Source organism: Isoptericola sp. NPDC056578 (assembly GCF_042793275.1).
Taxonomy (GTDB): domain Bacteria; phylum Actinomycetota; class Actinomycetes; order Actinomycetales; family Cellulomonadaceae; genus Isoptericola.
The window spans coordinates 13,068-27,611 of sequence record NZ_JBHTVC010000066.1 but is presented as its reverse complement, the minus strand read 5'-3'; the positions used below and the strand labels follow the sequence as shown (position 1 = coordinate 27,611).

17 protein-coding genes are annotated in these 14,544 nt (G+C 74.8%); 8 read left to right on the top strand and 9 right to left on the bottom strand.

The features are described 5' to 3' along the window. Nucleotides 1-56: 56 nt before the first annotated feature. Entirely contained in the window at nt 57-701 is a 645-nt protein-coding gene (locus tag ACFQ80_RS19480; protein WP_430564812.1) for a TetR family transcriptional regulator, read from the bottom strand. A gap of 94 nt (nt 702-795) precedes the next feature. On the opposite strand from ACFQ80_RS19480, the gene ACFQ80_RS19475 reads away from it, so the two are divergent. The 3 genes from ACFQ80_RS19475 to ACFQ80_RS19465 are packed head-to-tail and all read left to right on the top strand — an operon-like array spanning nt 796 to nt 4,669. Continuing rightward, nucleotides 796-1,839 carry a hypothetical protein gene (locus ACFQ80_RS19475; RefSeq protein WP_430564811.1) on the top strand — a complete coding sequence of 348 codons (1,044 nt, stop codon included), beginning with the start codon at nt 796-798 and terminating at the stop codon, nt 1,837-1,839. Further along, complete coding sequence (locus ACFQ80_RS19470; protein WP_430564810.1) at nt 1,836-4,016, top strand: YhgE/Pip family protein; 2,181 nt, start codon at nt 1,836-1,838, stop codon at nt 4,014-4,016. The genes ACFQ80_RS19475 and ACFQ80_RS19470 overlap by 4 nt, the downstream gene beginning before the upstream one ends. A gap of 35 nt (nt 4,017-4,051) precedes the next feature. Further along, nucleotides 4,052-4,669, top strand: coding sequence for a nitroreductase family protein (locus ACFQ80_RS19465; RefSeq protein ID WP_430564809.1), 618 nt, complete (start codon nt 4,052-4,054; stop codon nt 4,667-4,669). Nucleotides 4,670-4,676: 7 nt separating this feature from the next. Here the strand turns inward: ACFQ80_RS19465 and ACFQ80_RS19460 are convergent, their stop codons facing one another. After that, the gene (locus ACFQ80_RS19460; RefSeq protein ID WP_430564808.1) at nt 4,677-6,122 is read right to left on the bottom strand and encodes a PLP-dependent aminotransferase family protein; all 1,446 of its coding nucleotides are present in this window, start codon (nt 6,120-6,122) and stop codon (nt 4,677-4,679) included. A 103-nt stretch (nt 6,123-6,225) separates the two neighbouring features. Here ACFQ80_RS19460 and ACFQ80_RS19455 point away from each other — a divergent pair, with 103 nt between their 5' ends. Continuing rightward, nucleotides 6,226-7,206 carry an aldo/keto reductase gene (locus tag ACFQ80_RS19455; protein ID WP_430564807.1) on the top strand — a complete coding sequence of 327 codons (981 nt, stop codon included), beginning with the start codon at nt 6,226-6,228 and terminating at the stop codon, nt 7,204-7,206. A gap of 19 nt (nt 7,207-7,225) precedes the next feature. On the opposite strand, the gene ACFQ80_RS19450 is transcribed toward ACFQ80_RS19455, so the two are convergent. The 4 genes from ACFQ80_RS19450 to ACFQ80_RS19435 form a co-directional block, all read right to left on the bottom strand. Further along, a complete protein-coding gene (locus ACFQ80_RS19450; protein WP_430548565.1) occupies nt 7,226-7,567 on the bottom strand; it encodes a cupin domain-containing protein in 342 nt (113 codons plus the stop codon). 84 nt (nt 7,568-7,651) lie between these two features. Beyond that, on the bottom strand, nt 7,652-8,092 hold the full coding sequence (locus tag ACFQ80_RS19445) for a hypothetical protein (protein ID WP_430564806.1): 441 nt from the start codon (nt 8,090-8,092) through the stop codon (nt 7,652-7,654). A gap of 57 nt (nt 8,093-8,149) precedes the next feature. Then, nucleotides 8,150-9,004: a CU044_5270 family protein gene (locus ACFQ80_RS19440; RefSeq protein ID WP_430564815.1), complete on the bottom strand. Its 855-nt coding sequence runs from the start codon at nt 9,002-9,004 to the stop codon at nt 8,150-8,152. 5 nt (nt 9,005-9,009) lie between these two features. Then, nucleotides 9,010-9,552 carry an RNA polymerase sigma factor gene (locus ACFQ80_RS19435; protein ID WP_430564805.1) on the bottom strand — a complete coding sequence of 181 codons (543 nt, stop codon included), beginning with the start codon at nt 9,550-9,552 and terminating at the stop codon, nt 9,010-9,012. Nucleotides 9,553-9,735: 183 nt separating this feature from the next. Between ACFQ80_RS19435 and ACFQ80_RS19430 the strand changes: the two genes are divergently transcribed. Both ACFQ80_RS19430 and ACFQ80_RS19425 read left to right on the top strand, forming a co-directional pair. After that, complete coding sequence (locus tag ACFQ80_RS19430; RefSeq protein ID WP_430564804.1) at nt 9,736-10,680, top strand: hypothetical protein; 945 nt, start codon at nt 9,736-9,738, stop codon at nt 10,678-10,680. Then, nucleotides 10,677-11,099 carry a GntR family transcriptional regulator gene (locus tag ACFQ80_RS19425; RefSeq protein ID WP_430564803.1) on the top strand — a complete coding sequence of 141 codons (423 nt, stop codon included), beginning with the start codon at nt 10,677-10,679 and terminating at the stop codon, nt 11,097-11,099. The genes ACFQ80_RS19430 and ACFQ80_RS19425 overlap by 4 nt, the downstream gene beginning before the upstream one ends. 127 nt (nt 11,100-11,226) lie before the next feature. Here the strand turns inward: ACFQ80_RS19425 and ACFQ80_RS19420 are convergent, their stop codons facing one another. Then, a complete protein-coding gene (locus tag ACFQ80_RS19420) occupies nt 11,227-11,523 on the bottom strand; it encodes a hypothetical protein (RefSeq protein WP_430564802.1) in 297 nt (98 codons plus the stop codon). A 191-nt stretch (nt 11,524-11,714) separates the two neighbouring features. Between ACFQ80_RS19420 and ACFQ80_RS19415 the strand changes: the two genes are divergently transcribed. Together ACFQ80_RS19415 and ACFQ80_RS19410 are read left to right on the top strand one after the other, a co-directional pair. Then, complete coding sequence (locus tag ACFQ80_RS19415; protein WP_430564801.1) at nt 11,715-12,449, top strand: SDR family oxidoreductase; 735 nt, start codon at nt 11,715-11,717, stop codon at nt 12,447-12,449. Between the two features lie 66 nt (nt 12,450-12,515). Then, a complete protein-coding gene (locus ACFQ80_RS19410) occupies nt 12,516-12,845 on the top strand; it encodes a MerR family transcriptional regulator (RefSeq protein WP_430548569.1) in 330 nt (109 codons plus the stop codon). A gap of 28 nt (nt 12,846-12,873) precedes the next feature. Here the strand turns inward: ACFQ80_RS19410 and cofC are convergent, their stop codons facing one another. Next, nucleotides 12,874-13,581 (bottom strand): 2-phospho-L-lactate guanylyltransferase, encoded by a 708-nt coding sequence (gene cofC, locus ACFQ80_RS19405; RefSeq protein ID WP_430564800.1) that lies wholly within the window; start codon nt 13,579-13,581, stop codon nt 12,874-12,876. Continuing rightward, complete coding sequence (gene cofD, locus ACFQ80_RS19400) at nt 13,578-14,528, bottom strand: 2-phospho-L-lactate transferase (RefSeq protein ID WP_430564799.1); 951 nt, start codon at nt 14,526-14,528, stop codon at nt 13,578-13,580. The genes cofC and cofD overlap by 4 nt, the downstream gene beginning before the upstream one ends. Nucleotides 14,529-14,544: the final 16 nt, after the last annotated feature.

The window sequence follows — 14,544 nt, the reverse complement described above, 5'->3', positions numbered from 1 at the left end:
CTCGTGAGGTAGCCGACTACCTCACCGAGCTTCGAACTACCTCGGCAGATTCGGGACTACCTCGCGGAGCGGCGGACGATCGCGAGGACGCCGGCGCGCGCGGGCTCGGGGAGCTCCGGCACGAGGACGACGAGCGACTCGAGCAGCAGCCGCTCGAGCTCGTCGCGCGCGATGCCGCTGCCGCCCAGCCAGGCGGCGGTGACGTTCTCGACCAGGGCCACCCAGCCGCGGGCCAGGAGCTGGAGCCGGTTGCTGGGCGTGAACCCGATGACGCCGGCCGTGGTCGTCATGCGCTCGACGAGCGCGGTGCGGACGCGCTGCAGCGCGTCCTCGGTGGCGTCGTCGCCGGCGAGCGCGCCCCGCCAGATGTCCTCCCAGACGCGCCGGTGCGCGGTGACCGAGCCCAGGAACAGCGTCATCGCGTGCGCCGGACGGTCGGCGAGGGGACGATCGTCGGGTGCCAGCAGCGTCTGCTCCAGGTCGGACACCGCCTCGAGCGCGACCGTGCGGCGCAACGCCGTCGTGGACCCGAAGTAGTGGAAGACGAGCGCCTTGGACGCCCCTGCGCGGGCGGCGGCGGTCGCGGGCGTCAGCACGTCCAGCCCCGCCGCCTCCGCCTCGGCGACGGCCGCCTCGAGGAGCTGGCGGCGCCGGTCCGACGGCTCGTGGCGCGTGCGGGGGCGCGGGGCGGAAGAGGTCATGGCCACAGTTGTACGACGTTATTGACCGCCAGTCAACACCGGTCGTAGAGTTGTTGATTGCAAGTCAACAGTGTGTCGGGGGACGGGGAGCAGGGTGCGGATCACGCTGAGCGGGGTACGGGTCGAGGGGCGTCGGGACCCGATGCTGGAGGCCATGGACCTCGCCTGGTCGACGGGGGAGTGCCTGCTCGTCGCGGGCGAGCCCGGTCACGGGCACACCGCCCTCGCGCTCGTCGCGACCGGGAGGTTCGTGCCGTCGTCCGGCACCGTGCGCCTCGACGGCGCCGCCGTGCCGCCGTCCGCGCTGCGTGCCCGCACCGCCGTCGTCGACGTGCCCGGCATCAGCGAGCCCGACGACGCGCTGTCCCTCGCCGACGTCGTGGCCGAGGGCCTGGCCCTCGCCGGACGCCGGTCGCTGCCGCGGGACGTGTCGCGGTGGCTCGAGGAGCGCGCCCTCACGGAGGACCGCGGGCGCCGGGTGGACCAGCTGCCCGGCGTCGTGCGCACCGCCGTGCTCGCGGCGCTCGCCACCGAGAACCCCGACGTCAGGTTCGTCGTGCTGACGCTGCCCGACCGGCACGGCGGCGAGCCGTCCGGCTGGTGGGAGACGGCGCGCACGCTCGCCGCGTCCGGGCTCGGCGTGCTCGTGCAGTGCACTCGGTCGTCCGCCCGCGACCTGGGCGTCGACCTGCCGCCCGCGCGCGGCGCCACGCTGCACGAGCCGCCGCGGGTCGTGCTGCGCGAGGTGCCGGGCGCGCCCGTCGAGGAGCCCGCCGCGACCGCCGTCCTCCCGGTGGCCGGACCGGACGCCGAGCCCGCCGTTGAGCCTGAGCCCGCCGTCGGGCCTGAGCCCGCCGTCGAGCCTGAGCCCGCCGTCGGGCCTGAGCCCGCCGTCGAGCCTGAGCCCGCCACGGAGCCCGAGCCCGCCGCCGAGCCCGAGGTCGAGGACGAGCTGGAGCCGTCCCCCGACCCCGACGCCCGCGCCGAGGAGGAGCTCGACGACCCGCTCGACGGTGCGCCCCCCGGGGACACCCCGATCCACGACACCCCGATCCACGACACCCCGATCCACGACACCCCGATCCACGACACCCTGGCCGCGACACCGGCCGACGACGCGCAGGAGGAGGCCCGATGACCGCGGTCCGGCTCGCTCTCTCGGAGCTCCGGCGGCTCGCCGCCGGGCGCCTGCCGAAGCTCGCCATCCTCGCGATGGCGCTGATCCCCACGCTGTACGCGGGCCTGTACCTGTTCGCCAACCACGACCCGTACGGGCAGCTCGACAACGTGCCGGCCGCCGTCGTCGTGCAGGACGAGGGCACCACGACGACCGACGCGGAGACGGGCGAGACGACCGAGCGCGACTTCGGCCGCGACGTGGCGGACCAGCTGCTGGAGGACGGCGGGTTCGGCTGGGTCGAGACGTCCCAGGCGGACGCCGAGGCGGGCGTGCGCTCCGGTCGCTACGACGCCGCGCTGATCATCGGCCCGACGTTCTCCGCGGACCTGGCGTCGGCGGGCGAGTTCGAGCCGCAGCAGGCGAGCCTCACGCTCATCACGAACGACGCGAACAACTACCTCGCGGGCACCATCTCGGACACGATCGTGGGCAAGGTGCGCGACTCCATCGCGGAGGAGGTCGGCACGGAGGCCGCGGACACGTTCCTGCGCGGATTCGCGTCGATCCACACGAACCTCGCCGACGCGGTGGACGGCGCGAAGAAGCTGCTCACCGGTGCGACGACGCTGGACGACGGGCTCGCGGACGCGGACGACGGCGCGCACACCCTCGCCGACGGCGCGGCGCAGGCGGCCGACGGTGCCGCCACCCTGGACGGCAAGGTCGGCACCCTGGCGTCGGCGGTGGGCCGGCTCGACGACGGCGCGGGGCAGCTCGCGTCCGGCCTCGGGACGCTGCAGGACAAGACGGCGGACCTGCCCGCCCAGACGAAGAAGCTCGCCGACGGCGCGGCGCAGGTCGCCGACGGCAACGCGCAGGTGGCGCAGTACGGGCAGGAGGCCGCCCACGCGGCGGGGCAGGTGCTGCCGACCCTCGACGGCGCGCGCTCCGACGCGGCGGACGCCCTCGACCAGGGCCGGGCGGACCTGGACCAGCAGCTCTCCGACCTCTGCGCCCAGGTGCCGGACGACGCCGGCGATCTCGCGGCGCAGTGCGCCGACCTGCGCACCCAGGCGCTCGACCGCCTCGACGCCACACGCTCCGACGTCGACGGCGCCCTCGACGCCCAGCGCAAGGACGTCCGGTCGGCGGTGACGACGGTCGAGGGCGCGTCGGAGAAGCTCGACCAGCTCGCCGACGGCTCCCGGCAGGTGGCCGACGGCGCCGCCACGCTCGCGGGCGCGACGCCGCAGCTCACCGCCGGCATCGCGTCGGCGGCGGACGGCGCGGACCGGCTCGCCGACGGCACCGGGCAGCTCGCCGCCGCCACGCCCGCGCTCGTCGACGGCGTGCACCGGCTCGCGGACGGCACCGGCCAGGTCTCCGATGGCGCCGCGGAGCTCGCCTCCGGCACCACGAAGCTCGCGGACGGCTCCGGGGAGCTGAAGAGCGGCATCGCCGAGCTGCGCGACGGGCTCGCCGAGGGCCTCGGCCAGATCCCCGACCTGGACGACCAGACGCGCGACGACACGGCGTCGACCATCGGCAACCCCCTGGAGGTGCGCAACGACGCCCTGTCGTCGGCGGGCACCTACGGCGCCGGGCTCGCACCGTTCTTCCTGTCGCTGGCCACGTGGATCGGCGCGTACGTGCTGTTCCTGCTGGTGCGGCCGCTGTCCACGCGGGCGCTCGCCGCGGGCAGGTCGGGGCTCGCGACGGCGCTGGGCGGCTGGGCGACGCCCGCCGCGATCGGCGTCGTGCAGGTGGCGGCGATGTTCGCGGTGACGAAGTTCGCGCTGGACATCCAACCCTCCTACGGGCTGTTCACGGCGCTGTTCCTCGTGCTGGTGTCGGGCACGTTCGTCGCGATCCTCCAGGCGCTGAACGTCTGGCTGGGCGCGGCGGGCCAGTTCCTGGGGCTGGTGCTGATGCTGGTGCAGCTCGTCACCGCGGGCGGCACGTTCCCCTGGCAGACCATCCCGCAGCCGCTCAAGGCGATGCACCAGTTCATGCCGATGACCTACGCCGTCGAGGGCCTGCGCCAGCTGCTCTACGGCGGCAACCTCGCCACCGTCACGCGCGACGTCATGGTGCTCCTCGGCGTGCTCGTCGTCGCGCTGGCTCTCACGACCCTCGCCGCCCGCAGGCAGCGCGTGTGGACCGTGACCAAGCTGCAGCCCGAGCTCGTCCTCTGACCTCCCGCCTGTTCGGCAAGGGGCAGGATGGGCGGGTGGAGTTCCAGGACGTGGTGCGCAGACGGCGGATGGTGCGGCGGTTCACGGACGAGCCCGTGCCGCCCGAGACGGTGGACAGGCTGGTGCGCAACGCCGTGCGTGCCCCCAGCGCGGGGTTCTCGCAGGGCTGGTCGTTCCTCGTCCTGACGGAGCCGGAGGACCGCGAGCGGTTCTGGACGGCGGCCACCCCGGCGGACTCCGAGCGCGACATGTCCACCTGGCTCGCGGGCATGCGCACCGCCCCGGTGCTCGTCGTCGCGCTGTGCTCGAAGGACGCGTACCTCGGCCGGTACGCCGAGGCGGACAAGGGCTGGACCGACCGCGACGACGCGCGCTGGCCGGTGCCGTACTGGCACGTCGACGCGGGCATGGCGTCGCTGCTCATGCTCCAGACGGCGGTCGACGAGGGCCTCGGGGCCTGCTTCTTCGGCGTCGGCGCGGGCGAGATGCCGGCGTTCCGCGAGGCGTTCGGCATCCCCGACGCGTGGGTCCAGACCGGCGTCGTCGCGGTGGGCCACCCGGCCGACCCGGGTGCGGGCGCGACCGCCAAGGGCTCCCCGACGCGCCGGCGCCGCAAGCCGCCGGAGGACGTCGTGCACCGCGGGCGGTGGTGACGGCCCGTCAGCCCGCCGCGGAGCGGATCGCCGCCGCGAGGCCGGCCACCGCCTCGCCGACCCGCGCGTCGGCGAGGTTGCCGTACCCGACGACGAGCGCCTCGGCGCCGGGGTCCGCGGCCGAGACGCGGTAGCGGCGCAGGTCGGTGACGCCGACGTCGCGCGCGGCGGCGGCGCGGACGACCGCGGCGGCGTGGACGCCGTCGGGCAGCCCGAGCACGACGTGCAGGCCCGCCGCGAGGCCGCTCACGGGCAGGCCGGGCAGCGCGGCGTCGAGCGCGGCGAGCAGGGCCGCCCGGCGGCGACGGAACCGGCTGCGCGCGGCCCGCAGGTGCCGCTCGTAGCCGCCGTCCGTGAGGAACCGGGCGAGCGCGAGCTGGTCGAGGGTCGACGGTGCGGGGCCGCCCGCGTCGCCGCCCAGCCGCTCCCGCCAGCGCGGCGGCAGCACCAGCCAGCCCAGCCCGAACGCCGGGGAGACCGTCTTGCTGAGCGACCCGAGCAGTGCGACGCGCCCCGGGTCGTGGCCCTGCAGCGCGGCGACGGGCCGGCGGTCGTAGCGGAACTCGGCGTCGTAGTCGTCCTCGACCACCAGGCCGTCGACGGCGCGCGCCCACGACACGAGCGCGTCGCGCCGCTCCGGCGCGAGGGCGACGCCGGTGGGGAACTGGTGCGCCGGCGCGACCAGCGCGGCGCGGGCGCCGGTCCGCGCGGCGGCCACGGCGAGCGCGTCGACGTCCACCCCGCGGTCGTCGACGGGCACCGGCACGGGGACCAGGCCGGCGCCGCGCGCGACGTCGCGCAGCCGGCCCCAGCTCGGGTCCTCGACCAGGACGGCGCGGTGCCCGGCGGCGCGCAGCGCGCGGGCGAGGCGGGTCATGCCGTCGGTGGCGCCGTGCGTCACCAGGACGTCGTCGGGTCCGGCGCAGGTGGAGCGGGCCCGCGCCAGGTACTCGACGACGGCGCCACGGGTGGCCGGGTGGCCGGCGGGGTGCGGGGCGCCGAGGTCGGCGTCGGGGGTGTCGGCCAGGGCGTCGCGCAGCGCCCGCAGCCAGGCCGCCCGGGGCACGTGCCGCAGGTCCGGGACGCCGGGCGCGAGGTCCAGGCGGGCACGGCGCACGGGGGCGGCGTCGGTCGACGTCGGGTGCGCCGTCGCGTGCTTCGGCGTGGCGTGCGCGGCCGCCCCGGCCGCGATCCGCGTGGCCGACCCGACGCGGGCCTCGCAGAACCCCTCCGCGACGAGCTGGCCGTACACCTCCGTCACGACCCACCGCGACACGCCCAGGGTCTCCGCGAGGGCGCGCGACGGCGGCAGCGCCGCCCCTCCCGGGACCCGGCCCGCGTGCACGGCGTCCCGCACGGCGCGCTCGAGGCGCGCGACCAGCGGGGCGTCGTCGTCCCCGAGGTCGAGCACGGTGTCCCACGCGAGCACAGGATTGGTCTGGGCCATTGCCATGGAATTGGACGGTACACCCGTGCCGATTCGTTCGTAGCGTCGTGGGTGTCGGCCGGCGGACGGTCCGCCGGCCCCCACGACCCACACCCTGACAGGAGCACCCATGCGCTACCGCACGATCGGCGACGGCACCACGTCCTTCGAGGTCAGCACGCTGTGCCTCGGCACCATGTGGTTCGGCACCCGGACGGACGAGGAGACGTCCTTCGCGATCCTCGACCGCTATGTGGAGGCCGGCGGCACCTTCCTCGACACCGCCAACAACTACAACGGCTGGGGCGGAGGGCACGGCCGCGACAGCGAGGACGTCCTCGGCCGCTGGCTCGCCGCCCGGGGGAACCGCGGCGAGCTGCGGATCGCCACCAAGGTCGGCGCCGCGAAGAAGGACCCGAACCTGCCGCTGCAGAACGTCCCGCCGACCAACTTCCAGGGGCTGGGCGCCGAGACGATCGCCTGGGAGGCCCGCGAGAGCCTGCGGCACCTCGGCGTCGACCACATCGACGCGTACTACGGGCACGTCGACGACTACGACACCCCGCTCGCGGAGACGGTGGGCGCGTTCGGCAAGCTCCAGGCGGAGGGGCTCGTCGGGATCGCCGGCATCTCCAACGTCGCGCTGCACCGTGTCGTCGAGGCGCGCGAGGAGGCCGGTCGCCAGGGCGTCGCGCCCTACGGCCTGGTGCAGCAGCAGCTCACCTACCCGTACCCGCGGCCCGACGTCGGCCGGCACAACTGGGCGTCGTACGAGCTGCTGGACTACGCGGGCGCGGCGTCGGCGACCGAGCACCCGCTGGCGGTCGTCGCGTACTCGCCGCTGATGCAGGGCGCGCTGGTGCGCGACGACAAGCCCCTGTGGGACGGCTTCGACCACCCGACCACGCACGAGCGGCTGCGGGTGCTGCGCGAGGTCGCGGACGAGATCGGTGCCACCCCGAACCAGGTGGTGCTCGCCTGGCTCCTGGGCGGGGACGTGCCCGTCGTGCCGGTCGTCGGCGCGAGCAGCGTCGCGCAGCTCGACGAGCTGCTCGGCGCGGCCGAGCTCGACCTCGACGACGACGTGCGCGCCCGTCTCGACGCGGTGTGACCGGCGTGGCCCTGCCCGGTCACTCCAGCCACTCGGTGACGAACCGGTCGTTGGCGTGCACGTGCAGGGCCTCGTACACCTCGGGGCCGATCACCGTGAACTTGTGCGGCGTCCCGGCGGGGGCGACGAGGATCTGGCCGCCCACGGCGACCACCTCGTCGTCCCCCACCCGGAACAGCGCGCGCCCAGAGCGCAGGATGAACGTCTCCGTGTACGGGTGGCGGTGCAGGCGCGGGCCGACGCCGTCGCGGTCGAACCGCTCGAACATCACCGACACGGTGGACCCGTGCAGGTAACCCTCGAAGTCGGTGCCCGGCAGCGTGGACTGCTCGATCAGCTCGATGCTCGACTCGGTGCTCATGCCGGATGGACCGCGCCCGGGCGCGGAACTGAGCGGGGGTCCCACCACCCCGTGATCGGGGCTGTCCGCAGGTCGGGTGCACGCCTACGCGTCGTCGCCGGCGACGGCGAGCTCGTCGGAGCGGACGACGGCGCCTTCGCTCCCGGTGATCTCGACGGTCACCACGGCGCCGTCAGGGACGTCGTCGGGCACCGCGACCTGCATCTGGAGGTCGCCGGAGTCCGTGGCGACCACCTCGTCGGCAACCTCCGGCGCAGGGAGTGCCTCGCCGTCGACGAACACCTGTGCCGCCGTGATGCGCATCGGCTGCGTCGGCTCCCCGGAGCCGGTGTCGTCGCAGCCGACCACCATGGCTGTGCCCTGGAGCGTCACCACCTCGCCCGGAGCGGCCGCCTGCTGGGACCACGACAGCTCGGGTGGAGCGCAGGAGGCCGACGCCGCGGGATCGGCACCCGCGCAACCGGCCGTCGCGGCCAGGACGACCGCACCGATCGCGACCGTGGCCAGTGAGCTCCAGCGCCTCATACGCGGTCATCCTGCCACCGGCAGAGCCCGCGGACCGGAGGCCGCGCACGCTCGCGCTCAGCACGACTTCTCGGGGACGGATCCCGGGCCGCACAGCGGCGGCTCGGGTGCCGGTGCGTCGGCACGGACCGCCGTGGCGTCACGTCCCGCGCTGTCGGAGGTGTAGCCGACCAGCTCGACGCCAGGGATGCCGGCGAGGACCTGCCACAGTGCGCGGCGCAGCTCGGGGCTGGCGGGGCTGCCCTGCAGCAGGCTCACGGCCTGGCTCCACAGGTCCCGGTCGTAGCCGTGATCGCTCGCCGGCATCCCGGCCGTGAGCTGCTCGGTCAGGGCCGCGGGATCGGTCGGCAGCTCGTCGAGCTCGTCCCAGGTGAACTGCGGGTTCCCGCCGAACACCGGCGGGCCGCCACCTTCGACCGTGTCGGTGAGGTCGAGCACGCGCACGAGCGAGGGGTCCATTGTCGACTCTCCGTGCTCGGCGGCGGCAAGGGCCGCGGAGGTCTCGTCCTTCATGAGGAAGGTGTCCCGAGAGTGCCAGACCTCGCGGTCGTACGGGCCCAGGTCGTCGGCACCCATCCCCGACTCGGTCACCCGCTCGTGCACGTACCAGTACTCGCCGTCCCCGACGGGCTGGGTGGCGGCGCCGTCCGCGGCCTCGAGCAGCACGAGCTCCGCCGACGCAGGGGCGGTACCGAGGACACCGGCGGCGACGACGGCCGCGAGGGCCGTGCCGCCGGCGGCGGCGCGTGCCCACCAACGCCGTCGTGGCCTGGACGGGCGCGCTGCCGCCGGTGCGGCGGTCGTGATGCGCTCCAGGATCGCGTCGGCCCGTGCCTCCTCGGCGGTGCTGAGCGGCGCGTCTGGCACGGGGTTGGCGTCGGCGACGCGGCGCAGCGTCGGGTCCTCGGTCATCAGGTTCACGGCTGCGTTCCTTCCACGACTCGGGCGCCCGCTCGCCGGGCAGGCCACGGTGCGGGCTCGGGGTCAGGTCCGGGTTCGATGTCTGCCAGGAGATGCTTGAGTCGGCGGCGCGCCCGGGTCAGGCGCACCGAGAACGCGGCGCGCGTGCAGCCCAGGACCTGGGCGGCCTCACGGCCGGTGAGCCCGTCCCACGCCACCAGGGCCAGCGCTTCCCGGTCGGCGTCGCTCAAGCGGGCCCAGGCGGCGTGGAGGTCCACGGTCGTGGTGGCGAGGGCGATCGCGTCCTGCGGTAGATCACGCTCTGCACCGATCCGTAGCGCGAGGCGATGCCGCCGGCCGTGGGCGCGACGATCCTCGGCCAGCACGTTGCGCGCGACGCCGAACAACCACGGGCGCACCTCGCGCGGCACGTCCGCCCACCGGTTCCACGCGATGGCGAAGACTTCCGCAGCCAGGTCCTCCGCGACGTCCGGGTCGGCGCGGCGCTGCACGAACCTCAGCCCGTCCGGGTACAGCGCTCGGAAGACCTCGCTGAACACGATGTCTGGGGGCGCCGTCACGGACTCATCCTCTGTCTCACACCCCTACATCGTTCCCAGACGCCCGAATGCAACACCGGCCTCCGTCGATTCTCACCGGGTCGGGCTCCGGGGATCGATCCCGCCTTGACCCGCCCCTCTCGATAGTTCATAGTTCATGATCAATAGACTAGGGATGTGGTCATGGACTCGTTGCTCGGCCTGCAGTTCCCCGCCGCCGTGGGCGTCGTCCTCGCCGGGGCGTCGCTCCTGGCCGCCGCCGCGTTGTGGTGGGACGGACAGCGAGCGGTCGCGCCGTCGGCGGCGGCTCGACGCGCGGCACGCCATGCCGCACTCACAGCCGGTGTTGGGACCGTGCCGCTGATCTTCGGCATCCTCTTGGTCCCGACGTACTACTTCGGGGGCTACCTGGCACTGGTGGGACACCGCGCGGCGGTGCTTCCCGTCGTGTCGCTGCTCGGTCTCCTCGCCGTTCACGCCGTCGGCGAGATGACCTGGCCGAGGCCGCGGGGCACGCAACGACAGGCTCGCCTCGTCGCGCGGACCGTGCATGACGTCGCACCTGGCCGACTGCGGCGGGCGGCAATGATGTGGCTGGCGGGAGCCGTCGTCGTCGCGGTCGGCTTCGGCCTGATGGCATCGGGCCCACGATCGGTCTCCCGCGTCGTCGGCCTCGACCAAGCCTTCACCGTGGACCCGTTCCCCGGCTGGCTGTGGACCGTGCCGATACTCGCCGCCTCGACGGCAGCCGTGGTGCTCACCGAGCTGGTGCTCCGCCTCGTCGCCTCGCGTCCGGCGATCGACGACGTCGACGAGGAGTGGGACATGTGGCTGCGTCGGCGCGTAGCACGCCGCATCCTGCGCTCCGTGCAGCTCGTCCTCGGATGGACCCTGGCCGGCCTGATCGCCGTGGGCGGCCTGTCGCTTCGCCGCCTCGGCCTCGGGTACGGCAGCGGAACCGCTGCGGGCGCATCTCCGAGCTCGGCGCACCTCGTCGCCGGTAGCACGTTGCTCCTTGCCGCCCTCGCTGTCGCGCTCCTCGCGCTGGTCGTGGCCGTCTGGCCGTCTCGTGACACGGCGCCCGCGGCGGCGATGGCCGACGACGAACCGGCGGAGGCGCAGGCATGAGCCTCGCCGTCCGGATCGACATCGCCTCCACCGTTCCTCACTACGAACAGCTCCGGGCGCAGATCGCCGCCCTCGTGACTGCCGGCGACCTCGCCGACGGCCAACGTCTTCCCACCGTGCGCGCTCTCGCCAACGACCTCGGCATCGCACCGGGCACCGTCGCCCGCACCTACCGCGACCTCGAGGCTGCCGGCATGGTGACCAGCAAGCGACGCGTCGGCACGCTCGTCACCGCGCCCGCAGCCACCCTCGACAGGGCCGCCGTCGCCCAAGCCGCGTACCGGTTCGTGCGGGTCGCTCGCGACCATGCCCTGACCGATGGCGAGATCCGCGACCTGATCGCTGCCACCCTTCTCAAGACGGCAACGGCCACCACGACCCAGGACGTACGTCGAGCCGACGTGGAGCACAAGGGATGACGCGGGCGAGCGTCGATGCTGTCACGCGGCACCCCGGAGGGCCTGAACTCCGGAGCGGGGTCGACAACCCCACCGACGGCCACCCCCCCGACAGCCCGGTATCGAGGTCCGCCGGCGCGCGGTGGCTTCAGTCGACGTCTGTCGGGACCATCAGCGCAGCACCCATGAAGGCAGCCATCGCCGCCCATCCGACGAGCGCTCCGGTGAGAGTGGCTCGCATCATCCTCGAGCCCTCCGCGGCGGTGGGACGCCCGACTCCGAGGCGTGCGAGCGCGAGCACGACCGCGCCCACGATCGGTGCCCAGGGGCCGAGGATCGCCACGCTCACCGACGCGGTCATGACCCCCAGAGCCGCCATGACGACGAGGGTGGCGCCCTCACGCTCACGACCGGTGTCGCGGACGACGTCTCCCTGGAGCCTCATGCGCAGATCATGGCTCCCGGCACCGCCGGTGCACCCGATGCCGAAGGGTGAAACTCGCGTCGCACACCGAACCGGCACAACCCCCGCCGGCCTCGGACTGACCGTCGGCGCCCGCCACGCGACCGGGCGGATGCACGGTGCGGTCGACGCCCTTGACCCTGACACTGACGTCAGGTCCTAGCGTCCAGCGCATGGAGATCAAGAATCAGACCGCCCTGGTCACCGGGGCCAACCGGGGGATCGGCCGGCACTTCGTGACAGAGCTGCTGCGGCGCGGAGCGGCGAAGGTCTACGCCGCGGCCAGGAACCCCGCGTCCGTCGACGTCCCGGGCGCGACGCCGCTCCGACTGGACGTGACGGACGACGACTCGGTGGCCGCGGCCGCCGCCCTGGCGCAGGACGTCACGGTCCTCGTCAACAACGCGGGCGTGGCGGCGCTGACCCCGTTCGTCGGCGGGGACCTGTCGGGCGCCCGCCGGGAGATGGAGGTCAACTACTGGGGCACGCTGCGGATGGTGCGCGCGTTCGCGCCGATCCTCGGCAGGAACGGTGGCGGCGGGATCCTCGACGTGCTGTCCCAGAGCTCGTTCCGGGCGTTCGGGTTCGCCGACACCTACGGGGCTGCGAAGGCCGCCGCGTGGCAGCTGACCAACGGTGTGCGGCTCGAGCTGGCCGGCCAGGGCACGCAGGTCACCGGGCTGGCCATGGCCCTCGTGGACACGGACATGTCGGACTGGGCCAGGGAGCAGGACGACTGGGCGCTCGCCGAGCCGCGCGACATCGTGCGCCAGGCGCTCGACGGCTTCGAGGCGGGTGCCTTCGAGGTGCTCGGTGACGAGATGACCCGCGAGTGGAGGTCCCGGCTCGGGGAGCCGGCCGAGGCGCTGTACCCGCAGGCGGCCACGGCGCCGGCAGGTCGCCGCTGATCGGCGGTCGGCCGGAATCCGCGCACGGGTCACGTCGTTGGCGCCGGTGTGCTGAGAATCGGTGAGGTGGCGGAACGTGCCGGCGTGAGCGTGCGCGCCCTGCGCTACTACGAGGAGCAGGGGCTGCTGGCGACCGTGCGGACCTCCGCGGGGCACCGGCTCTTCGACGAGACGGCCGTCGACCGGGTCCGGTTCTTCCAGCAGCTCTACGCCGCGGGCCTGACCAGCGGCAACATCGCCCAGCTGCTGCCGTGCGTCGACTCGGGGCACACCGACCACGAGCAGCGCGCGATGCTGCGGGAGCAGCGCGAGCGCCTCCGGGAGCGGCTGGACGACCTGACCGCGGCGATCGCCCGCCTGGACACCGTGATCGCCGCGACCGACACGCACCCCTGAGCCATCCGGGAGGACGCCAGGGAGGGCGTCAGGGGAGGGGCAGGTCGAGCCCGCGCCGCAGCCGGTCGCGGACGGCGCGGGGCAGCTCGCCCCAGTCGTCGATCGTGTCGAGGTCGACGGCGGTGCCCGGGCGGCGCACGACGACCGGCCGCAGGCCCGCGCGCCCCGCCTCGGTGACGTGCGCCGCCCGCGACGCCTCGCCGAACCGGAACCGGAACGGTGCAGCCGCGGGCAGCACCAGCAGGTTGGTCCCCGCCAGGTGCCGGTCGGTGGCGACGACGGCGGCGTCACCACGCCGTGCGTCGTCGGGAGCCGGCGCGCCCGCGGCGAGCAGGGCCGCGACGTCGTCGGTCGTGAGCAGCGGCAGATCGGCGTGCGCGACGAGCAGCCGGTCCGCGCGGCGCTCGAGCGCCGCCTCCCGCCCGACGTCGAGAGCCGCGTTCAGGCCCGGCCGGTCCGGCGGCTGCGGGACCACCTCGACGGCCGGGCCGCCGCCGTGGAGGAGCCGGTCCAGGGTCTCGACGACGAACGGCACGTCGGCGGTGACGACGAGCACGCCGTCGACGCCGTCCGCCGCCAGCAGGACGGCGACGACGTGCCGGGCCAGCGCCGCGACGAGCCGGCGTCGCGCGGCCGGGTCGAGCGAGGACGCCAGCCGTGACTTGCCCGAGACGCCGTCGCGCAGCGGCACCAGCGCGATCGTGCGGACGGGGCCGGCGCCGTCCGGTGCGCTCATCCGAGGGCGAGCAGGTCGCGGGCGAGGCGCTCGCGGCCGGCGGCGCCGCCCATGATCGTGTCGGTGACGAGCACCTCGACCCCCAGCTCGCGGATCGGGCCGGCGAGGTCGGCGTCGGCGTCGTCCACGACCATGACGTCCACCAGGTCGGCGTACAGCCGGGCCACGCCCAGCGCGGACACCTCGTGCCCCAGCGTCTCCAGGATCTGCGCGGCGGGGCCCTTGATCGCCTGCCCGCCGACGATCGGGCTCACGGCCACGCGGCGCGCGGGCGAGGCCAGGACGGCGTCGCGCACCCCGGGCACGGCCAGCACCGGCTCCACCGACAGGAACGGGTTGGACGGCGCGACGACGAGCAGGCCCGCACCCGCGACCGCGTCGAGCACGCCGGGCGCGGGCCGCGCGGCGGTGACGCCGTCGAGCTCGGTGCCCAGCACCGCGTCGGCGTGCTGCCGGCGCACGAAGTACTCCTGGAACGCGACCCGCCCGGACGGCGTGTCCACGAGGGTGCGCAGCCGGTCGTCGGTCACCGGCAGCAGCCGCGCCCGCACGCCCAGCGCCGCAGCGAGCCGCGCCGTCACCGCGTGCAGCGGCCGCCCCTCGCGCAGCGCGGCCGTGCGCACGACGTGCGTCGCGAGGTCACGGTCGCCCAGCGTGAACCACGTGTCCTCGCCGAGCCGGGCGAGCTGGTCGAGCGTCGTGTACGTCTCGTCGGTCAGCCCCCAGCCGCGGGTCTCGTCGTTGAGGCCGGCGAGCGTGTACATGACCGTGTCGAGGTCGGGGGAGACGAGCAGCCCGTGCCGCTCGGTGTCGTCGCCGACGTTCACGACGACGGTCAGGCCGCCGGCCGGCGTCGGGGCGCCATCGTCGGGCAGGGCCAGGGCGAGGCCGTGCGCCAGGCGGGCGCCGCCGACCCCGCCGGCGAGAAGGGTGACGCGTGTGCTCACCCGACGAGCCTACGGT

What these genes read in the sequence shown, in the direction of transcription:
- ACFQ80_RS19425 (WP_430564803.1), top strand. Translation starts at nt 10,677, where the DNA reads ATGAGCCTCGCCGTCCGGATCGACATCGCCTCCACCGTTCCTCACTAC.
- ACFQ80_RS19445 (WP_430564806.1), bottom strand. Translation starts at nt 8,092, where the DNA reads ATGAGGCGCTGGAGCTCACTGGCCACGGTCGCGATCGGTGCGGTCGTC.
- ACFQ80_RS19440 (WP_430564815.1), bottom strand. Translation starts at nt 9,004, where the DNA reads ATGACCGAGGACCCGACGCTGCGCCGCGTCGCCGACGCCAACCCCGTG.
- cofC (WP_430564800.1), bottom strand. Translation starts at nt 13,581, where the DNA reads ATGAGCGCACCGGACGGCGCCGGCCCCGTCCGCACGATCGCGCTGGTG.
- ACFQ80_RS19430 (WP_430564804.1), top strand. Translation starts at nt 9,736, where the DNA reads ATGGACTCGTTGCTCGGCCTGCAGTTCCCCGCCGCCGTGGGCGTCGTC.
- ACFQ80_RS19470 (WP_430564810.1), top strand. Translation starts at nt 1,836, where the DNA reads ATGACCGCGGTCCGGCTCGCTCTCTCGGAGCTCCGGCGGCTCGCCGCC.
- ACFQ80_RS19420 (WP_430564802.1), bottom strand. Translation starts at nt 11,523, where the DNA reads ATGAGGCTCCAGGGAGACGTCGTCCGCGACACCGGTCGTGAGCGTGAG.
- ACFQ80_RS19460 (WP_430564808.1), bottom strand. Translation starts at nt 6,122, where the DNA reads ATGGCAATGGCCCAGACCAATCCTGTGCTCGCGTGGGACACCGTGCTC.
- ACFQ80_RS19415 (WP_430564801.1), top strand. Translation starts at nt 11,715, where the DNA reads ATGGAGATCAAGAATCAGACCGCCCTGGTCACCGGGGCCAACCGGGGG.
- ACFQ80_RS19480 (WP_430564812.1), bottom strand. Translation starts at nt 701, where the DNA reads ATGACCTCTTCCGCCCCGCGCCCCCGCACGCGCCACGAGCCGTCGGAC.
- ACFQ80_RS19450 (WP_430548565.1), bottom strand. Translation starts at nt 7,567, where the DNA reads ATGAGCACCGAGTCGAGCATCGAGCTGATCGAGCAGTCCACGCTGCCG.
- ACFQ80_RS19455 (WP_430564807.1), top strand. Translation starts at nt 6,226, where the DNA reads ATGCGCTACCGCACGATCGGCGACGGCACCACGTCCTTCGAGGTCAGC.